The organism is Hymenobacter sp. 15J16-1T3B, assembly GCF_020711235.1.
Taxonomy (GTDB): Bacteria; Bacteroidota; Bacteroidia; order Cytophagales; family Hymenobacteraceae; genus Solirubrum.
Genome location: NZ_JAJFAV010000006.1, coordinates 285,782 through 304,696, shown reverse-complemented (window position 1 = coordinate 304,696; position 18,915 = coordinate 285,782). Strand labels below are relative to the sequence as shown.

The following is an 18,915-nucleotide window of genomic DNA, read 5'->3' as shown; positions in this document are numbered from 1 at the left end:
ATTTTTGGGACTAATTTTTTTAGACACAACCTCAGCCTAATACGCGACGCAACCCGCCCGGCGCGGCGTTTCGTATCTTCGTTGGCAACGCCCGGGGCCCGGGCGGTGTCTGATTCCTGTGCTTACCCGTTTGCCGCGCTACTTTCTATTCGTACTCGTTCCGGTGCTGGCCCTGGCCCCGGCCGGCGCGGCCGTAGCCCAGCAGCAACCCGCCGTGCGCGACACCGTGCGCCGCCCCGCCACCGCGCCCGTCGACTCCCTGCGCCGGGGCTTCGACCAGCAGCGCTTCCTCGGCGGACTCAAGGCCTACACCAAGCGCAAAACCATTCTGGGCAAGGCCGCTTCGGTGCTCTTCAACTTCACCGAGCGCCGCGAGGAACAGGGCGGCCTCGACGCGACCCTGCTCGACCGGCAGTACGACCGGCACAACTACAAAGTGGTACGCCGCGTCGACGTGAAGACGCTCGACGCGTTCGGCTTCAACATCAACGACTCGACCCGGGTGCCGCGCAACATCCTGGAAAAGGGCGGCAACGCGCTGCACATCAAGACGGCCCGGCGCAAGATTCGCAAGCTGCTGCTGTTTCGGCCCGGCGAGGAGCTGAAGCCCCAGTCCTTGGCCGAAACCGAGCGTCTGCTGCGCCAGACTAACTTTATCCTCGACGCGCGGGTGGTGGTCAACGAAAAAACCTCTACCAAGGACAGCGTCGACATCAAGGTCATCACCAAGGACGTGTTCAGCATCAGCGGCGGCTTGCAGATCCGCGACGTGGGCGCGGGCCTGCTCACGCTGCGCGACAAGAACTTCCTGGCCCGCGGCCACGACTTCCGCAACCGCCTCGACTACGGCCTCTCCAACCCGCAGGGCTGGCAGTACGAGGGCAGCTACACCGTGCCGCTGCGCAACTACCTGGGCGTGCAGGCCCGCTACCGCAACCAGTGGCAGTACGAGGAAGCCGGCGCCTCTTTGTACCGCGGCTTCGTGTCGGTAAACACGCGCTACGCCTACGCCCTGAACGTGACGCGCTTCAACCAGGGCATTCAGCGCACCTTCCCCGAGGACGGCACAATTCCGGAGTTCGACCCGATGGGCTACACCGTGGCCGACGCCTGGGTGGGCCGCGCTTTCCAGCCCCGCTCCTACGATTTGGGCTACGAAAACCCGGCGCGCGTCATCGTGGCCACCCGCGCCATCCGCACCGACTACTACCGCCGCCCCGACCCCACGTTTCAGAGCAGCAACACGGCCCTGTTCAGCCTAGGCTACAGCGTGCGCCGCTACTACAAGGACCGCTACCTCTTCGGCTTCGGCCGCACCGAGGACGTGCCCACGGGCTCCCTGCTCACCTTCACCAGCGGCTACGACGTGAACCCCACCGGCGGCCGCTCCTATTTCGCCGGGCGCGTGGCCCTGGCCGGCTTCAACCCCCTGCACGGCTACTTGTACGTCAACGGCGAGTACGGCCGCTTTTACCGCTACGGCGGCTGGCAGGAGGGCGCCTTTTCCAGCGAAATCCTGGCTTTCACCCGCCTCTACCACACCGGCAACTGGCAGTGGCGCCACTTCTTCTGGAACCGCAGCATTATCGGCATCGGCCGGCAGCCCCCCAACCTGGTGCTCAGCATTGCCGGCGACCGGGGCCTGCGCGGCATGAGCGACGACGGCATTCTGCGCGGCACCTCGCGCTTCGTGCTCAACTACGAGGCCAACGTGTTCACGCCGGTGTCGTTTCTGGGCTTCCGCGTGGCCGGCATTGCCTGGGTGGATGCGGCCTGGCTGAGCACCAACGGCCGCCCCTCGCCCTTCCAGGGCAAACCCTACACCGGCTTCGGCATGGGCGTGCGCCTGCGCAACGAGTACCTGGCCATCAACACCATTCAGCTGCTGTTCGGCTTCTACCCCCAGGGCATCGACGACGGCCGCGGCACCCGCTTGTACCAGACCTCGCGCACCATCTACCGCTTCAACGACTTCAGCTTCGGCCAGCCCAGCATCGTGCGCTACGACTCTGGGCTGTAAGCCAGTGGTGAAGTTGTGAAATGGTGAAGTTGTGAGTTAACAAGAACGTCATGTCGAGCTTGTCGAGACATCTCGCTGGATAGTAATATCAATCGTTGCGTCACTATCCCACATCAGCCCGCGAGACGTCTCGACTGCGCTCGACAGGACGACCTTTTTGACGGGTTTCTCCCATAAACTCCCCGCCTCTCGCCCTCCTCAACGCCCAAACTCCCACCTTTGCAACGGCGTAAGCCGCAGAGCCGCGTTGCTCTTCGATAATTGCCCCTCCCCTGCCCATGAACCTTGGCGACTATAACGACCTGGAAGTAGCCCGCTTCGTCGAATTCGGTATCTACCTGACCAGCGACGACGGCGACATTCTCATGCCCGACCGCTACGTGCCGGCCGGCGTGCGCGTAGGCGACGTGCTGCGCGCCTTCGTGTACCGCGACTCGGAGGACCGCCTCGTGGCCACCACCGAAACGCCGCTGGCCAAGGTCAACGAGTTTGCCGTGCTCAAGGTCACGTCCGCCAGCTCCCTGGGCGCCTTCCTCGACTGGGGCCTGCCCAAAGACCTGCTGCTGCCCCTGCGCAACCAGCCCAAGCGCGTGAACGTGGGCGACTTGGTGCTGGTCTACATCTACCTCGACGAAACCTCCGACCGCCTGGTGACCACCGCCAAGTGGGAGAAATTTACCGACCGCAACCCGCTGCTGGAGCCCGGCGACGCGGTGCCGCTGCTGGTGGCCGGCCAGAGCGAGCTGGGCTACGCCGTGCTCGTCGACGGGCGCTACCAGGGCCTGCTGTTCCGCAACGAGGTGTTTCGCCCGCTCAGCATCGGCGACCAGCTGACCGGCTACGTGCGCCAGGTGCGCGAAGACGGCAAAGTGGACGTGAGCCTGCAGCGCCAGGGCTACGGCGAAGCCCTAGCCGCCGCCGACGAGCTGGTGCTGTTTCTGCGCAAAGCTGGCGGCACGCTCCCGCTGACCGACAAAACCGACCCGGAGGAAATTTACCGCCGCGTGGGCATGAGCAAAAAGGTGTTCAAGAAAGCCCTCGGCACCCTCTACCGCCGCGGGCAGGTGGAGCTGCACCCCGACAGCACGCGCCTCATCGACGACGAAGAGTAAGGCGCCGGCTCGGCCGCGGCCGAGCTGCGCCGGGGCCAGTCAGCTCAACCAAACTTTCGGGCGCTTCTCCCGTTGGGGAAACCGTCAACTTCTTCCCTGACCGTTTGCCAGACATGGACCCCACTTCGCCCGGGCCCCAGAAAGTCGCCCTCATTGCCGGCGCCAGCGGCCTGGTGGGCAGCCAGCTGCTGCCGCTGCTGCTCAATTGCGGCCGCTACGCCAAAGTCATCAGCGTGGGGCGCCGGCCGCTGCCGCTGCTGCACCCCTTGCTGGTGCAGCACACCGTCGATTTCGCCCACCTCGAAGACCACCGCCTGCGCCTCATTGCCGACGACGTGTTCTGCTGCTTGGGTACCACCATGCGGCAGGCCGGCTCGAAAGAGGCGTTTTACCAGGTCGATTACCTCTACGTGGTGAAGCTGGCCGCCCTGACGGCCGCCAACTTCGCCGCCCAGTTCATGGTCGTCTCGGCCATGGGCGCCGATGCGCATTCCTCCTTCTACTACAACCGCGTGAAGGGCGACATGGAAGCGGCCGTGCGCCAAGCCCCGTTTCGGGCCGTGCACATCTTCCGGCCTTCCCTGCTGCTGGGCCCGCGCCCCGAAAAGCGCCTGGGCGAACAAATCGGGGCGGTGCTGCTGCGGCTGGTGAACCCGCTGCTGCGCGGGCCGCTGCGGCGCTACCGGGCCGTGCCGGCGCAGGCCGTGGCGCAGGCCATGCTCAACGCCGCTTACCAGGACGGCGGCGGCGTGCGCGTGCATTTGTCCGATGAAATTCAGGCGGGCATCTCGCCTTCGGCCTGAATTGCACTTGAATCCGTAAGTTTGGCGTCTGACAACTCCGAAAACAAGCTTGCTGCCTCATTTTTTGCATTCATCCATGAAAAAGTCTTTCCTCTTTCTCTTGCTACTGACGCTGGCCCTCGGAATAGGCCAAGTTTCGGCGCAGACCAAGAAAACCACCACCAAGTCCGGCAAGTCGTCCGGGAGCAAGGGCGGTGGTAGCAGCAAAGGCGGCGGGGGCGGTAGCGCCGGCTACACCACCGGCATCGGGCTGCGCGGGGGCGGCTTTGCCTCGGGCCTGACGGTGAAGCACTTCTTCAACCCCGGCAAGGGCGCGGCCGTCGAAGGCCTCGTCACCACTGAATACCTCGGCCGCGGCGCCCGGTTCACCTTGCTGCTCGAAAAGCACTGGACCATTCTGCCCGACGTAAAAAATCTGCAGTGGTACCTCGGCGCGGGCCTGCACGCCGGCGCCTACCGCGGCCGCTACTACTACTTGGTGGAGTACCGCCGCAAAAAGCACGACCGGTACTACTACGCTTATTACACCGACGACCAGGTGTACCCCGTCTTCGGCGCCGACTTCGTGCTCGGCCTGGAGTACAAAATTCCGGACCTGCCGCTGGTCATCAGTGCCGACTACAAGCCGTACTTCGACGTGTACCGCGGCAACAGCGCCGTGTTCCAGGACGCGGCCGTGAGCGTGCGCTTCAGCTTCTAACCCGCCGCTTGCCAGCCCCAAACGCACGAGGCCCCGCCGGATGATTCGGCGGGGCCTCGTGCGTTTAATAGCCTACCCGAAACGGGCGGCCGAGCCTTACCAGCGGCGGCCGTGGCCGTGCCCGTAGTAGCGCGGGCCGTAGTAGGGGCGCGGCGCCGGGCGGTAGTAAGGCCGGGCGCGGTAATACGGCCGCGGCGTGACGATAACCGGCGCCGGCCGCACGATGACGGGCGGGGGCGGCGGGCCCACCACGTAGCCGGAAGACACGCAACTGGTCAGCAGGCTGCCGACGGCCACTGCTCCGGCCAGCACGAAGGTTTTCAACAGATTAGGCATATGACAAAGCGCCGGAGCGCGGGTTGGTTCTGCGTAGTTAGACGCAACACCCCCTCGCAAGTTTAATGCCGGGCCCGCCGAATGTCGAACCCGGCCTACAGGGGCAGGCGCACCCAGCTGTCGGCGGCGCCGCCGAAGATGCCGAAGCCGGGCGTCACGTTGGAGTACAGCGGGGTGGGCTCGGCAAAGGGGTTGCCGTCGTTGTTGCTGTACTGCACGTAGCTGTTGTAGAAGAGGTACAGGTCGCGGGTGAGGCGGGTGAGCGTGACCTGCAGCTGCGCCGGCCGCCCGCCGATGGAGCCGCTGCCGTACGAGACGTTGGCCGAGAAGCTGATGCGCTGCCCGTTCACGTTGGCGTCGCTGAAGGGGTACAGCTCGTAGGCCGACTGCGGATCCGAGAGGCGGTAGGCGGGCACGGTCAGGCCCGAGCCTTCCTCGTCGCTGAGGTTGATATAGCCCACCCGCTGCCCGCTGGCGTCCACCACCTGGGCCGTCACGAGGTAGTAGTCGTTGCTGCCGGCCGGGTCGTCGAAGGCCACGGTCAGGCGGGCCCGGCTCTGGCCCGAACCGGAGCTGCTCAGCGGCGTTTTGGTCACCTCCACGGGCACGGGCACGGGCAAGGTCAGCTGACTTTCGGCCGGCTCGGTGCCCGGCACCGCGGTGCGCACGGTGTACGTCTGGCCCGGCCGAAACTGGTAGCGCAGCGTGGGCCGGTACACGCCCTGGTTGTAGTCCGGCGCGCCCGGGAAGGGCGGCGGCATTACCACCTGCCGGTAGCGCTCCACCACCGCGCCGCCCGCGTCGCGCACTTCCATAGTAGCGTCGGCGCGGCCCTCGGGCGGGTGCAGCAGGTAGAGGCGCTGGCTCAGGCTCACGAAGGGCTGGCGGCCGAGGTAGCTGGCCCGCATGAGCGAGTCGGCCGGGGCCAGGTTGTCGAGGGTGAGGACCATGGCCACGCGGGGCGTGTGGGCGGGCTCGGGTACGTCGATGGCCGTGTCGCAGGCGGTGAGCAGGGCTGGCAGCAGCGCCAGGGGCAGCAGGTTCCGCCGGAAATCGGGCTGAAGGAAGGGCATAGCAGATGCGGACTAGAAGCGGAAGCTCTTGCTGAAGGAGGGCAGGATGGGAAACAGGCTGATCTGGCGGTAGCTCGGCTTTTGCATCTGCCCCGTAAACATGTTTTCGTAGCCCGGCTGGAAGTAGAGGAAGTAGGGGTTGTGGCGGTTGTAGGCGTTGTAGACGGAGAAACTGTTTACGATTTCGCCCCATTTCTTCTTCTTGGTCTGGCTCAAATCCAGGTCGAGGCGCTGGTAGGCGCGCATGCGGTAGGAGTTGCGCGGGCCGTAGTCGTCGAAGGTGCCGAAGTTCGGCCCGAGCGTGTAGGTGCCGCGCGAGAGCGTAACGGCGTTGCCGGTGCCGTACACGAAGGTACCCGAGAGCCGCAGCGTGGGCGACAATTGGTGAATGACCACCAGCGTCGCGTCGTGGCGCCGGTCGTACTTGTAGGGGTAAATCCGGCCCTGGTTCAGCTCAGAGAAGCGGCGGCGGCTCCAGGCCAGGGTGTAGCCCACCCAGCCGGTGGTGCGGCCGGTTTTCTTCTGCACGAATACCTCCGCCCCGTAGGCCCAGCCTTGCCCGCTGGTCACTTTGTCTTCCCAGTTGCTATCGGTGGTGCCCAGGAAGCTGGCGCCCTCGCGGTACTCGATGAGCCGCTTCATGGGCTTGTAGTAGGTTTCCAGGCTCAGCTCGTAGTCTGCGTCCCGGAAGCGCACGTTGCGGGCCGCGCCCAGAGCCACTTGTTGGGCTTTTTGGGGCTTGACCTTGGGCGTGGCGGGCACCCACAGGTCGGTGGGCAGGCCGATGCCCGAGTTGGCCAGCAGGTGAATGTACTGCGTGGTGCGGGCGTAGGAGGCTTTCAACGACCAGTCCTCGGTGAGCAAATAGCGGGCGGCCACGCGCGGCTCGATGGACGGGTACAGCTGGCCGCGCACCAAAAAGCCGTTGAGGCGCAACCCGCCGTTGACCTTGAGCCGGTCCGTCACCTTGTAGTCGTCCTCGGCGTAGAGGCTGGCTTCCTGGGCCTGGGTGCGCGAGCCGATTTTAAAGTTGATGTTGTCGTCGGGGTTGTTCGACTTTGCCTGGGCCGCGCCGGGCCGGAACTGGTGCCAGATGTACTGCCCGCCGAAGCGGATGTAGTGGTCGGGCAAGGGCACGTAGTCGAAGTCCGACTTCAGCGTCCAGTCGCGGATGTTGGAGAGGTAGAGCAGCGAGAATTTGTCGGTGCGCGGCGTGCCGTTGTCGATGCGCCGCTGCTCGTTCTCGATGCCCACGTCGAACTGGTAGCGGCTGAACGTGAGGTGGGTGTTGACGAACAGCTGGTTGTTGATGACGTGGTTCCAGCGCAGGGCCGAGGTCAGGTTGCCCCAGCCCAGCCCGTCCTTCTCGCGGAAGTACTCCCCTTCCTCGCCGTACTTGCTCTTGATGCGGGCGTAAAACTTGTCGCGGCCGGTGTAGGCGCTCAGGTACAGCCGGTCGCGTGGGCCGAGCTTCCAGTTCACCTTGGCGTTCAGGTCGTGGAAAAAGTAGCCGATGGTGGGCCGCTCGTCCGACGGCACGCCCTGGGAGGCCATGGCCAGGCTGATGAGCGGGCGAGCCAGCACGTCGATGTAGGTGCGGCGGGCCGAGATGATGAAGGAGGCTGTGTCTTTCTTGATGGGGCCTTCCAGCGTCACGCGGGAGGCAATCAGCCCGATGCCGCCCTCGCCGTGAAACTCCTGCATGTTGCCCTCCTTCATGGTCATGTCGAGCACCGAGGAGAGGCGGCCGCCGTAGCGGGCCGGAAAGCCGCCCTTCACCAGCTCCACGTTGTTGAGCGCGTCGGCGTTGAACACCGAGAAGAAGCCGAACAGGTGGGAGGCGTTGTAGACGGGCGTGCCGTCGAGCAGAATCAGGTTCTGGTCGGGTGAGCCGCCGCGCACGTAGAGGCCGTTCTGCCCCTCGCCCCCGCTCTGCACGCCGGGCAGCAGCTGCAGCACCTTCAGCACGTCCCGTTCGCCGAACAGCGCCGGCACGGCCTTGATCTGGCTGATCGGGATGTTCATGGTGCCCATGCGGGTGGTGCGCGCAATCTGCTCCTCGCGCGTGCCCACGATTTCCACCCCCTGCAGCTCGCTGCTGGCCGGCTGCAAGCGGATGTCGAGCTGCTGGCTCTTGTCGAGGCGCACCGGGCGCAGCTGGCGCTGGTAGCCCAGGTAGGAGGTCAGCAGGCGGGTGGTGTCGCCGGTGGCCGGCAGCGTAAGCGAGAAAAACCCGTAGGTGTTGGTGGCCGTGCCCTGGCCCGACGCCGGGTGCACCACCGCCACGCCGATGAGGTTTTCGCCGGTTTGGGCGTCGCGCACGTAGCCGCTAAAGGTGACGCGGGCCGGGGCGGGCTGTTGGGCTACGGCCACCGCGGCGGGCACGCTGCCGAGCCCGGCCGCCAGCACGCCAGCACGTAAAAAGGAATGCATAGAAGGGGAAATTGGGGGAGCGGAAGCAGGCAGAATCCCGGCCAGCTACCCCCGGTTGTCCGCCGCAACGCGCAGCAAACCGGGTGCTGGCCGGCCAAAGCCGCCTCTGTCGGCAAGAGCCAACTGGCGGCCGTTTGGTTGGATAATCAGCAGAAAAAATAAAACCCCGCCGCCCGAATGCAGGCGGCGGGGTCAGAACGCGCGGGGCGCGCGGCTTATTGCGGGTTATTTGCGGCCGGCGGCGTAATCCGCGTTTAGGCGCTTGAGCACGATGTCGGTGATGTTCAGGCCTTGGCGGGCGTAGGCAATGCTGCCGCCGCCGGCCACCAGGATCAGGTCGTAGTTATTTTCCTTGCCGTAGACTTCCAGCAGCTTGTTGACCTTGGTCAGCACCGATTCGGTCATCTTGGCTTCCTCCTGCTGGGCCTGCTGTTGCAGCTGTTGCTGCTGCTGGGCCACTTGCTGCTCCTGCTGCTGCAGGCGGCCCTCGGCGGTGGCGCGCTGCTCGTCGGTCATGCTCGGGGCCATTTTCTGGTAGCTCTGCACCGCGTTTTGCAGGCTTTGCACGGCGGTGCGGTGCTTCTGCTCCCACACGGCGGCTTTTTTCTCGAAGGCCCGGCGCGCGTCCTGCAGCCCTTTGTAGCTGTCGAGCAGCTTGGTCGATTCCACGTAGGCTACTTTGCGCACGTTGTCTTCCACGGCGGCCGGGGCAGGCGCGGCGGGCTTGGCGTCGGCGGCCGGAGCCTCGTTGGCTTCTTGGGCGGCCGAGTCGGGGGCGGTCATGGGCGGCGGGGTGGCCGTGGTGGCGGCAGCCGGGGCCGGGGCGGCGGGCTTGCTGGCGAAGTGCAAATAGAACAGCACCCCGACGGCGAGCAGCAGAACGACGTTGAGGGCGAGTTGAAGCGGGGAATTTTTCATGCGAACAGAACGCGGCCAAAACGGACCTAGCGTGGCCTTATCCGGCAAAGATGCGCCGAATTGGTGAATTAGGTGCCAGACAGCCCGCAAGAGCCACACCGGGCGGAGTCGCGCACGCCCGGTGTGTGCGGCGGCCGCGTCATTCATCCGCAGCTCCGTCCGTATCACCGGCCGCTTGCCGTCCGTCGATTGAACTATAGGCAATATTTTCTATATTAATTCAAGCCTGCGGTGGCTCATTCCCCGACCGCCGCCGCGCCCCATCCCAGCCCCTTTTTTCCACAACCCCGACCCCATGAAACACCTCTCCTCCCTGCTGGCTGCCGGCGGATTGCTGCTGGCCCTGGCGGCCCCGGCCCAGCAAAAGAAGCGCGCCGCGGCCCCGGCGCCGCCCAAGCGCTACACCATCGAGCAATTCATGAGCACCACGCGCCTGAGCGGCCGGGCGTTTTCGCCCGACGAGGAGCAGGTGCTGTTTTCCTCGAACCAAACCGGCGTGTTCAACCTCTACACCGTGCCGGCGGAGGGCGGCCCGGCTACGCCGCTGAGCACCTCCACCAAGGAAAGCTTCTACGCCGTCAGCTACCTGCCCGACGGCCGCATCCTCTACCGCCACGACCAAGGCGGCGACGAGAACTTTCACCTGTACTTGCGCGAGGCCGACGGCGCGGAGCGCGACCTGACGCCGGGCCCCAAGCTGCGGGCCGAGTTTCTGGCTTGGCGCCGCGACAACAAGGCGTTTTACGCACTCACGAATGAGCGCGACCCGAAGTACTTGGACGTGTACCGCTACGAGGTGCCTTCCCTGCAGCGCACCTTGCTGTTTCGGAACGAGCAGGGCTTCGAACCCGCCGCCGTGTCGGACGACGAGCGGTGGGTGGCCCTGCAAAAATCGGCCACCTCGCTCGACTCGGACGTGTACCTCTACAACGTGGCCACCAAGGCGCTGAAGTCGGTGAGCTCCCACCAGGGCAGCGTGCGCAACGACCCGATGGCCTTCGACCCGAGCAATCAGTACCTCTACGCCACCACCGACGAGGGCAGCGAGTTCAACTACGTGGTGCGCTACCCGCTGGCCGGTGGCCCGCGCCAATCGGTGGAGCAAGCCAAGTGGGACGTGGTTTACACCGACTTTTCGCGCACCGGGCAGTACCGCATTACCATGTTCAACGAGGACGGGCGCACCAGCATCCGCCTCTACGACGCGGTGTCGGGGCGGCCGGTGGAGCTGCCGGCCCCGCCCAGCGGCACCATCACCGGGGTGAGCTTCTCCCCTTCCGACATGCGGCTGGCCTACTACGTCAACGGCGACCGGTCGCCCTCGGACCTCTACGTCTACAACTTCGCCACCCGGCGCACCACCCGCCTGACGCAGACGCTCAACCCCGCCATCAGCGCCGACGACCTGGTCGATTCCAAAACCATCCGCTACAAAAGCTTCGACGGATTGGACATTCCGGCCCTGCTCTACACCCCGCTGGGCGCCAAGCCGGGCAAGGCGAAGCTGCCCGCGGTGGTGGAAGTGCACGGCGGCCCCGGCGGGCAGTCGGTGCCGACGTACAACGCGCTGAGCCAGTACTTGGCCAACAACGGCTACGTGGTCTTGCGCGTGAACAACCGCGGCTCCTCGGGCTACGGCAAGACGTTTTTCGCCGCCGATGACCGGAAGCACGGCCGCGAACCGCTCTGGGACTGCCTGGCGGCCAAAAAGTACCTCGCCTCGCTGGGCTACGTCGACACCACGCGGGTGGCCATCTTGGGCGGCTCCTACGGCGGCTACATGACGCTGGCGGCCCTGGCCTTCGCCCCGCAGCGCTTCGCGGCCGGCGTCGACATTTTCGGCGTCTCGAACTGGGTGCGCACCCTGCAGAGCATTCCGCCTTATTGGGAGTCGCAGCGGCAGGCGCTGTACCAGGAAATTGGCGACCCAACCACGGAGCTGGAGCGCCTGAAAGCCACCTCGCCCCTGTTTCACGCCGACAAGATTGAGCGGCCCTTGCTGGTGATTCAAGGCGCCAACGACCCGCGCGTCATCCGGCCTGAATCGGACGACATCGTGGCGGCGGTGAAGAAAAAGGGCGGGGCCGTGGAGTACGTGGTGTTCGAGGACGAGGGCCACGGCTTTGCCAAGCGCGCCAACGAGCAGCGGGCTTACGAGTCGACCCTGAACTTCCTCAACAAGTACCTGCAGCCGGTGAACTGACGGCCGGCCAGGTGCCGTAATAAACAGCGCCCCGACCAGTATTGGCCGGGGCGCTGCGCTGGGGGCGTTATTGGATCAGCAGGCGGCTGGTGGCGGTGCGGCCGTCGGGGTAGCGCAGGCGGGCCAGGTACCAGCCGGCCGGCCACTGCCCCACCGCCACGGTGCCCGCGGCGGCCGGGAGCCGGTGCGCGGCCACGCGCCGGCCGGTGAGCGAGTACACCGTCAGCTCGGCGCCGGGGGCGGCCGAGGGGCTGAGCTGGTAGTGCAATAGCTGCCCGGCCGCCAGCTGCGTGGGGTACACGGCAAAGCCCGCTTCGGCCACGGCGGCCGCGGCGGCCAACGGGGTGTTCGGCAAGACCTGCTGCGGCTGCTCAAACACGTCGGGGTACCCCAGCTGGCTGTAGTTGTTTTCGCCCCAGGCCCAGAGCGTGCCGTCTTGGCGTACGGCCACGGTGTGCGTAGTGCCCGCCCCGACGCTACGCCACGCCGCGCCTACCCCGACTTGCACGGGGTTCGGTTGGTTGGTCGTCGTGCCGTCGCCCAACTGCCCGTAGTTGTTGCGGCCCCAAGCCCAGAGCGTGCCGTCTTGGCGCAGGGCCAGCGCAAAGGTTTCGCCCGTGCTGATGCTCTGCCAGGTGGTGGCCGTGCCGATTTGCACGGGGGTAGTGCGGGCAGTGGTGGTGCCGTCGCCGAGTTGCCCGTACAGGTTATGCCCCCAAGCCCACAGGGTGCCGTCTTGGCGCAGGGCTACGGTGAAGTCCTTGCTGGCACTGGCGCTTTGCCACTGGGCGCCGGTGCCGATTTGCACCGGGCTGTTGCGCGAAATGGTGGTGCCGTCGCCCAGCTGCCCGACGGTGTTGCTGCCCCAGGTCCACAGGGTGCCGTCGGTGCGCACGGCCACGGTGTGGGTGTAGCCCGCGCTGGCGCTGCGCCAGGTAGCGGCCGTGCCCACGCGCACCGGCGCGGTGCGTCGCGTGGTGGTACCGTCGCCGAGTTGCCCGTCCGTGTTGCGGCCCCAGGCCCACAACGTGCCATCGGTCTGCACGGCTACGGTGTGGCTCGGGCTGCCGCTCGCGCTTTGCCAAGTGGCGGTGCCCACCTGCGCGGGCGTGTCGCGTTGGATGGTGGTGCCGTCGGCAAGCTGTCCGTCCGAGTTGCGCCCCCAAGTCCACAGCGTGCCGCTTTGCTGCAGGGCCATGACGTGCCCCAGGCCCGCGTCGGCGCGCTGCCATGTGGTCGTTGTGCCCACTTGCTGCGGGCCGGGCAGCCCGGTGGTGGAGGGGCCGCCCAGTTGCCCGTAGAAGTTGCTGCCCCAGGTCCACAAGGTGCCATCGGTGCGCACGGCGGCGGTGTACTGCTGGCCGGCGCTGGCGCGCTGCCAGTTCGTATCCGTCCCGACCTGCGTCGGGGAAAACGAAGCGTACTGCGACCGGGCGGTGCGCGCTATCTGCCCGTTGTAGTTGCTGCCCCAGGCCCACACGCTGCCGTCCTGGCGCACGGCCACGGCGTGCGCGTAGCCCGCACTGACGCTCTGCCAGGTGGCATTCGTGCCGATTTGCCCGGCCGCGTAGGCGTTGCCAAACGGGGTGCCCATCCACGCCACTCCGGTAGTGCCCCAGTCCCACACCGTGCCGTTGGTATGCACGGCCACGGTGAAGAAGGCCCCAGCGGCGGCGCTGCGCCAGGTCGACGTGGTTCCGCCTAGGCGCACCGGCACCAGCACCAACTGCCCCGCCGGCGTGGCGTTGGCGAGCTGACCGCTTCCGTTGCTGCCCCAGAGCCACAGCGAGCCGTCGGTGCGCAGGGCCACGGAGTGGGTGCCGCCGGCGCTGGCCGCTTGCCAGTTCGCGGCGCTGCCCACCTGCGCCGGCGTCGGCCGGTCGGTGGTGGTGCCGTCGCCGAGTTGGCCAAAGGCGTTGTAGCCCCAGCTCCACAGCGTGCCATCGGTGCGCACGGCCAGCGAATGGGTGTAGCCCGCGCTGACGCTGCGCCAAGCCGCGCTCGTCCCGATTTGCACGGGGGCAAGGCGGCGGGTGGTCGTGCCGTCGCCCAGCTGCCCGTCCGTATTCTGCCCCCAGGCCCACAAGGTCCCGTCCTGTTGCACAGCTAGCGTAAAGCTACCGCCCGCGCTGACGCTTTGCCAGTTCGCGGCCGTCCCGATTTGCACCGGCGTCGAGCGGCTGGTGGTGGTGCCGTCGCCGAGCTGGCCCGCGTAGTTGTCGCCCCAGGCCCAGAGCGTGCCGTCGGCGCGGATGGCTACGGTGTGGCTGTTGCCCGCGCTGATGCTGCGCCAGCTAGCCGCGGCGGCCACCTGCACGGGGCTGAAATGCTGCGTGGCCACGGGTCCGGTGCCGGCTTGGCCCATGGCGTTGTCGCCCCAGGCCCAGAGCGTGCCGTCGGCGTGCAAGCTCAGTGAATGGCCGCCCCCGGCCGCTACCTGCAGGGCCGGGGCCGGGGCTTGCGCTCGGGCGGGGACGGCCATGAGCAGCGCCAGCAGCAGGCTCAGCAGCACCCACCGGCGGTTTGTCGGGCCCCACGTTGCGTTGAAGGGATGGTAATTGTTGGTCATAAGCATCTGGAATAAAGCGGTTATCGATTCAGGGTGTTGGCCCGGCCGGGCAGCAGCTGACTGTTGCGCGCGAACCGGCGCAACCCGGCAAGCCGCTGATGGAGGGCGTACTATTAGCGGGGCCGGGCTTCTCCACCGTCCCCCACCTATTTCGCAGCCAGGGGCCTAAGCCGGGCTCACCTCCACGGCCACGTGCAGCAGCGCGTCGCCCTGGTTGACAACGGGCATATGGTTCAGCCCGATGATGTAGCCGCTGATGGGCGACTCCAGGCGCACGGCCATTTCGCCGTAGGGGTCGGCCACGATGCCGTACTCCTGGCCTTTCTCTAGGAATTGCCCGGTTTTGAGGCTGGTACGAAACAGGCCGGAGTACTTGGCGCGCAACCAAGTGTGGCGGCGGCACACCACGGTAGCCTGCGCGGGCGGGGGCGCCTCGGCCAGCATGCCCAGGTGCTTCAGAAACCGAAAGGTGCCGGCCGAGGCCAGCTCGATTCCGTGTTCGTCGAGCCGCAGCGACTCCCCGGTTTCGTACACGATGATGCGGCGGCCCTGGCGCATGGCCGCTTCGCGCAGGGAGCCGGGCCGCAGCTCGGCGTGCAGGGTAAAGGGTGCGGCAAAAGCGGCCGCCAGCGCGTCGGTTTCCGCATCGACGCCGAGCAGGCAGCGCACCTGCGGGTGGTTGGAGCGGGCCGCCCCGCCAGTGTGAAAATCAATGCCGTAATCTACCAGGGGCATGATTTCGCGCATGAAGCGGTGGGCCACCCGGCTGGCCACCGAGCCGCGCGGGGAGCCGGGAAACGAGCGGTTCACGTCCTTGCCGTCGGGCACCTCGCGCGAGAAATTCAGGAAGCCGTAGATGTTCAGGATGGGAATGGCAATGATGCTGCCCCGCAGCGGCCGCTGCAGCTGCCCGCGCCGGATCATGCGCCGGATGGTTTCGATGCCGTTGACCTCGTCGCCGTGCATGCCGGCCATCAGCAGCACCGTGGGGCCAGGCTCGGCGCTTCGGAACACGTGCACCGGCACGTCGATGACGGTGCCGGAGGGCAGCTTGGAGATGATCAGGCGGGTGAGCACCTGCTCGCCGGGGCGGATGACGAGGCCGTTGAGCAGGAAGTCGGCGGGGCCGTGGTGCGGGACGGTAGGCGTGTCGGACAAAGGCGGAGCGGTAGAAAGCGGGAAAGCCGCCGGCCCCGGCGGGGTTCGGCGGCCTTTAAGTTCTCGATAAATCCGCAGTTTGCCGGCCAGGCCTTATTCCACCACTAGGCGGCAGCTGGTGGTACGGCCGCGGGGCTGCTCGCTGAGGTGCAGCACGTAGACGCCGGGCGGCACCTCGTTCAGCGGCACGGCAAACGGCGTCCCGCGCTGCCGCCCGCGCCGCAGGCACCGGCCGCGGGCGTCCAGCAGGGCGTAGCCCACCTCGCCGCTGGTGTTGGTGCGCACGCTGCACGAGCCGCCGGCGGGCGCCGGGTTGGGGTACACCTCGCCGAGCAGCGCGGCCGGGCGGGCCGCTGGAGCCGGCCTCTGCGCCACCGGCTGGAGGCGGTAGCTCCGGCAGCTGTCGACCAGGGTCCGGAACACCGGCCGCAGCAACGCCGCGTCGTAGCGCAGGCGCTTGGTTAACAGCGTGTCGGCGCGCAGCACAGGTTGCACCAGGGCCGCGGGCAGCCGGCCCGCATCGGCCGCCGCCCGCAGGGTGAGCATCTGGGCGGCGTTGTCCAGCAGGCCCTGCACCGTGCCGGGGGCGTGGCGCCAGGCGTGCACCCAGTACGTGGAGTCGCGCAGCGGCGCGGTGAAGTAGTACAGGCCCCGGTCGCGCGTCACCCAGCCGCGCAGCAGCGTGTCGCCGCTGCCGGCATCGAGCACCAGGCTGGTGCGCGTGCCGCGCTCGAAACGTACCCGCAGTGCTACGGTATCGGTGGCCGATACCAGCGTGGGCGCTTCGCCCAGCAGGCGCGCCAGGTTCAGCCGGCGGCCCGCCGGAGCGTTGACGAAGTGGTAGGTATCGAAAGTGCCTAGGTCGTCGCAGCCGGTCAGGACGGGCAGCAGCCCAAGCACAAAGCGGAAGCAGGCAAACGGGCGCATACGGCAAGCGGTTGGTCCTGCCCGTTGATGCGCCGCCGGCTGCCGACGTAACCCGCGCGGGCCTACAGGTGCTGCTCGTCCGACTGCGTGTCGGGCAGCAGCTTGGCAGCCGACTTAGCGCTGGGCTTCTTCTTGGTTTTCCTCTTGGAAGCCAGCTCGGCCGTGTATTCGATGATTTTGCCGGCAATGTCGAGGCCGGTGGCTTTTTCGATGCCCTCCAGGCCGGGCGAGGAATTCACTTCCAGCACCAGCGGCCCGCGCTTGCTCTGTAGCATGTCGACGCCGGCAATGCCGAGGCCCAGGGCCTTGGTGGCCAGCAAGGCGGCCGCTTTTTCGGCCCGGGTGAGCTTGACCAGCTTGCCGGTGCCGCCGCGGTGCAGGTTCGAGCGGAACTCGCCTTCCTTGCCCTGCCGCTTCATGGCGCCCACCACCTCGCCGTTGACCACGAAGGCGCGCAGATCGGCGCCCTTGCTCTCGGCAATAAACTCCTGCACGATGATGCGGGCCTTGAGGTTGTGGAAGGCTTCGATAACGGATTGAGCGGCTTTTTCCGTCTCGGCCAGCACCACGCCCAGGCCCTGGGTGCCCTCCAGCAGCTTGATGATGACCGGGGCCCCGCCCACCTGCCGGATCATTTCGGGCACCTCGTCGGAGTAGTTGGTAAAGGCCGTTTTGGGCATGCCCACGCCGGCGCGAGCCAGAATCTGCATGGAGCGCAGCTTGTCCCTGGAGCGCACGATGGCCTGGCTGTCGACGGCCGTGCGCACCTTCATCATCTCGAACTGGCGCACCACGGCCGTGCCGTAGAACGTGACGGAGGCGCCAATGCGCGGGATGATGGCGTCGAAATCGGTGAGGCGGCGGCCTTCGTAAATGATGCCGGGCGTGCTTTTTTCGAGCACCAAGTTGCAGAGCAGGTGGTCGATGACCTCGACTTGGTGGCCGCGCAGCTCGGCGGCCTCCACCAGGCGTTTGGTGGAATAGAGGGAGGGCTCACGCGAGAGAATCGCCAGCTTCATATGGGCAGGGAGAAGATACGGGAGGAGGAAGATAACCGGGCGCGGCGCTCAGTCCGGCGTGGGGCGGTGCTGGCTGCGGTACGAGAGGTTGCGGCGGGCCACGTCCACCACGAGCCGGGCGCGGCGCAGCAACTGCCGCCCGATCAGTACGGGGTACTTCATGTCGGAGCGGTCGGAAAGCGAAAACTCGGTTTCGTAGTCTTCGCCGAACAGCCGAATCACCGCCCGAATGACGTAGCGCTCCTGCACGTCGCCGTTGGAGGAGCGGATGTCGCGCAGCGAAAACTCGGCGAACTGCAGCGCGCGCCCATGAAAGGCGGGGTGGTCGGCGTCGAGCAGCAGCACGCGGAGCAGGGGCCGCCCGTCCGGCAGCGTGTCCACGTGAATGTCGGAGCAGTGGATGGCACCGGTAAAGGCGCCCGTGTCGACCTTGGCTTCCACGCCCAGCAGCTGAAACTGCGGGAAGTCGACCAGCTCGCGGCGGCCGACAATGCGCTTCGGAGGGCGGCGGGTGGAAGCCTTTTTCACAAGGGCAAAATACGGGCACGGCCGCCAGAGGGCCGGCAGCCGGCCGGGGATTTTTTTCAGACTGCCCCGCCGGCCGCGGGTGCCGGCCCGGAAACCGCCGCGGGTAGCCCCGTTAACACCCCGGCCCGTCGTTTTGCACGGGGGCGCAAAACGACGGGCCGGGGTACGGTTGGGCGGGCCGCCTGGGGCGGCGGGGGTTACAGGCGGCCGGCGTCTCGGTCGCGCAGCAGGCGTTGGTACTCGCGCTCCGACCAGCTGTGCTGGCTCACGAAGCCGTAGGTGCTCAGGCCCTGAACGGCCACGCCCAGGCCCCAGAACAGCGTCGACCACACCGGCCAGGGCACGTCGAAGCCGTGGCGACGGTAGTGCACCGCGCCGTCGGTGAAGTACCAGATGGCCCACAGCAGCGCGTTGACCAGCAGGTAGGTAACGAGGTGGGATTTGAACTTGGCCCGGGCGCGGGCGACGCGCCAGAGTTGGGGGTCACGGTCGAGGGGTTGCATGGCGAAGAAGAGCTAAGGGTGGTTGGGATTGGGGCGGCGGTTAGCGCTGCTGGGCTTGCTGCTCGCGCACCAGGTTTTGGTATTCGCGCTCCGTCCACGACTCGGTGCCCCAGAGGCCGTAGCAGGTCAGGCCGCGGGTAGCCAGGCCCAAGCCCCAGAACAGCGTTATCCAGGCCGGCCAGGGCATGCCGCCGCCGTGGTAGTGGTGACCGGTGAGGTACCAAATCGACCAGAGCAGAGCGCACACCAACACGTAGCGCAGCAGTTGGCCTTTGAAGTGGGCGCGGGTGCGGGCGAGGCGCCAGAGGTAGGAGTCGGAGGTCGTGGGCGTTTGCATGGTGGTCAGGCGGTTAGGTTGAGTCAAACTTACGCGGGGCCCGCAGCGGCGCCAACAAAACCATGCCCGAACGGCAACCTTGCGGGGCCGAACCGTCTAATAAGCCCGATGAGCTGCAACAGCTCCACTCGGCTTTGCTCTTCATTGCGGAGCTGGGGAGGCGCTGCCATGCTGAGGAATGCGCCGGACCGCATCACGCCCGCCCAACTCGCGTAAGCTGAATCAGGCCCGGCGCAAGCGCAACGTGCCGAACGGTCTTGCGCCGACTTGCTACCC

Annotated in this window: 16 protein-coding genes; 5 read left to right on the top strand and 11 right to left on the bottom strand. The window is 66.9% G+C overall.

The genetic code is table 11. The annotated features are described in order from the left end of the window. The first annotated feature begins 118 nt into the window (after positions 1-118). The 4 genes from LJ737_RS12820 (at position 119) to LJ737_RS12805 (ending at position 4,635) form a co-directional block, all read left to right on the top strand. Complete coding sequence (locus LJ737_RS12820; protein ID WP_227766272.1) at positions 119-2,020, top strand: BamA/TamA family outer membrane protein; 1,902 nt, start codon at positions 119-121, stop codon at positions 2,018-2,020. Positions 2,021-2,298: 278 nt separating this feature from the next. Next, positions 2,299-3,132, top strand: a complete 834-nt coding sequence (locus tag LJ737_RS12815) for a CvfB family protein (protein ID WP_227766270.1) — start codon at positions 2,299-2,301, stop codon at positions 3,130-3,132. Positions 3,133-3,245: 113 nt separating this feature from the next. Continuing rightward, a complete protein-coding gene (locus LJ737_RS12810; RefSeq protein WP_227766268.1) occupies positions 3,246-3,935 on the top strand; it encodes a Rossmann-fold NAD(P)-binding domain-containing protein in 690 nt (229 codons plus the stop codon). Between the two features lie 76 nt (positions 3,936-4,011). Further along, positions 4,012-4,635, top strand: coding sequence for a hypothetical protein (locus LJ737_RS12805; protein WP_227766266.1), 624 nt, complete (start codon positions 4,012-4,014; stop codon positions 4,633-4,635). Between the two features lie 96 nt (positions 4,636-4,731). Here LJ737_RS12805 and LJ737_RS12800 read toward each other — a convergent pair whose 3' ends face one another. The 4 genes from LJ737_RS12800 to LJ737_RS12785 form a co-directional block, all read right to left on the bottom strand. Continuing rightward, positions 4,732-4,971, bottom strand: a complete 240-nt coding sequence (locus LJ737_RS12800) for a hypothetical protein (RefSeq protein WP_227766265.1) — start codon at positions 4,969-4,971, stop codon at positions 4,732-4,734. 95 nt (positions 4,972-5,066) lie between these two features. Continuing rightward, positions 5,067-6,044 carry a DUF4249 domain-containing protein gene (locus LJ737_RS12795; RefSeq protein WP_227766263.1) on the bottom strand — a complete coding sequence of 326 codons (978 nt, stop codon included), beginning with the start codon at positions 6,042-6,044 and terminating at the stop codon, positions 5,067-5,069. Positions 6,045-6,056: 12 nt separating this feature from the next. Continuing rightward, complete coding sequence (locus LJ737_RS12790; RefSeq protein ID WP_227766261.1) at positions 6,057-8,477, bottom strand: TonB-dependent receptor; 2,421 nt, start codon at positions 8,475-8,477, stop codon at positions 6,057-6,059. A gap of 225 nt (positions 8,478-8,702) precedes the next feature. Beyond that, a complete protein-coding gene (locus LJ737_RS12785; RefSeq protein ID WP_227766259.1) occupies positions 8,703-9,395 on the bottom strand; it encodes an OmpH/Skp family outer membrane protein in 693 nt (230 codons plus the stop codon). A 295-nt stretch (positions 9,396-9,690) separates the two neighbouring features. Here LJ737_RS12785 and LJ737_RS12780 point away from each other — a divergent pair, with 295 nt between their 5' ends. After that, a complete protein-coding gene (locus tag LJ737_RS12780) occupies positions 9,691-11,598 on the top strand; it encodes a S9 family peptidase (protein WP_227766258.1) in 1,908 nt (635 codons plus the stop codon). Between the two features lie 67 nt (positions 11,599-11,665). On the opposite strand, the gene LJ737_RS12775 is transcribed toward LJ737_RS12780, so the two are convergent. The 7 genes from LJ737_RS12775 to LJ737_RS12745 form a co-directional block, all read right to left on the bottom strand. Next, complete coding sequence (locus LJ737_RS12775; protein WP_227766256.1) at positions 11,666-14,167, bottom strand: RCC1 domain-containing protein; 2,502 nt, start codon at positions 14,165-14,167, stop codon at positions 11,666-11,668. 165 nt (positions 14,168-14,332) lie between these two features. Further along, positions 14,333-15,325 carry a succinylglutamate desuccinylase/aspartoacylase family protein gene (locus LJ737_RS12770; protein WP_227766253.1) on the bottom strand — a complete coding sequence of 331 codons (993 nt, stop codon included), beginning with the start codon at positions 15,323-15,325 and terminating at the stop codon, positions 14,333-14,335. A 93-nt stretch (positions 15,326-15,418) separates the two neighbouring features. Beyond that, positions 15,419-16,252 (bottom strand): T9SS type A sorting domain-containing protein, encoded by an 834-nt coding sequence (locus LJ737_RS12765; protein WP_227766251.1) that lies wholly within the window; start codon positions 16,250-16,252, stop codon positions 15,419-15,421. Between the two features lie 62 nt (positions 16,253-16,314). After that, complete coding sequence (gene rimK / locus LJ737_RS12760) at positions 16,315-17,271, bottom strand: 30S ribosomal protein S6--L-glutamate ligase (protein WP_227766249.1); 957 nt, start codon at positions 17,269-17,271, stop codon at positions 16,315-16,317. Positions 17,272-17,319: 48 nt separating this feature from the next. Beyond that, positions 17,320-17,799, bottom strand: coding sequence for an ATP-dependent zinc protease family protein (locus LJ737_RS12755; RefSeq protein WP_227766246.1), 480 nt, complete (start codon positions 17,797-17,799; stop codon positions 17,320-17,322). A 197-nt stretch (positions 17,800-17,996) separates the two neighbouring features. Then, positions 17,997-18,302: a 2TM domain-containing protein gene (locus tag LJ737_RS12750; RefSeq protein WP_227766244.1), complete on the bottom strand. Its 306-nt coding sequence runs from the start codon at positions 18,300-18,302 to the stop codon at positions 17,997-17,999. Positions 18,303-18,342: 40 nt separating this feature from the next. Then, positions 18,343-18,639 (bottom strand): 2TM domain-containing protein, encoded by a 297-nt coding sequence (locus LJ737_RS12745; protein WP_227766242.1) that lies wholly within the window; start codon positions 18,637-18,639, stop codon positions 18,343-18,345. Between the last annotated feature and the right edge of the window lie 276 nt (positions 18,640-18,915).

What these genes read in the sequence shown, in the direction of transcription:
- LJ737_RS12815 (WP_227766270.1), top strand. Translation starts at nt 2,299, where the DNA reads ATGAACCTTGGCGACTATAACGACCTGGAAGTAGCCCGCTTCGTCGAA.
- LJ737_RS12810 (WP_227766268.1), top strand. Translation starts at nt 3,246, where the DNA reads ATGGACCCCACTTCGCCCGGGCCCCAGAAAGTCGCCCTCATTGCCGGC.
- LJ737_RS12805 (WP_227766266.1), top strand. Translation starts at nt 4,012, where the DNA reads ATGAAAAAGTCTTTCCTCTTTCTCTTGCTACTGACGCTGGCCCTCGGA.
- LJ737_RS12800 (WP_227766265.1), bottom strand. Translation starts at nt 4,971, where the DNA reads ATGCCTAATCTGTTGAAAACCTTCGTGCTGGCCGGAGCAGTGGCCGTC.
- LJ737_RS12795 (WP_227766263.1), bottom strand. Translation starts at nt 6,044, where the DNA reads ATGCCCTTCCTTCAGCCCGATTTCCGGCGGAACCTGCTGCCCCTGGCG.
- LJ737_RS12790 (WP_227766261.1), bottom strand. Translation starts at nt 8,477, where the DNA reads ATGCATTCCTTTTTACGTGCTGGCGTGCTGGCGGCCGGGCTCGGCAGC.
- LJ737_RS12785 (WP_227766259.1), bottom strand. Translation starts at nt 9,395, where the DNA reads ATGAAAAATTCCCCGCTTCAACTCGCCCTCAACGTCGTTCTGCTGCTC.
- LJ737_RS12780 (WP_227766258.1), top strand. Translation starts at nt 9,691, where the DNA reads ATGAAACACCTCTCCTCCCTGCTGGCTGCCGGCGGATTGCTGCTGGCC.
- LJ737_RS12775 (WP_227766256.1), bottom strand. Translation starts at nt 14,167, where the DNA reads ATGACCAACAATTACCATCCCTTCAACGCAACGTGGGGCCCGACAAAC.
- LJ737_RS12765 (WP_227766251.1), bottom strand. Translation starts at nt 16,252, where the DNA reads ATGCGCCCGTTTGCCTGCTTCCGCTTTGTGCTTGGGCTGCTGCCCGTC.
- rimK (WP_227766249.1), bottom strand. Translation starts at nt 17,271, where the DNA reads ATGAAGCTGGCGATTCTCTCGCGTGAGCCCTCCCTCTATTCCACCAAA.
- LJ737_RS12750 (WP_227766244.1), bottom strand. Translation starts at nt 18,302, where the DNA reads ATGCAACCCCTCGACCGTGACCCCCAACTCTGGCGCGTCGCCCGCGCC.
- LJ737_RS12745 (WP_227766242.1), bottom strand. Translation starts at nt 18,639, where the DNA reads ATGCAAACGCCCACGACCTCCGACTCCTACCTCTGGCGCCTCGCCCGC.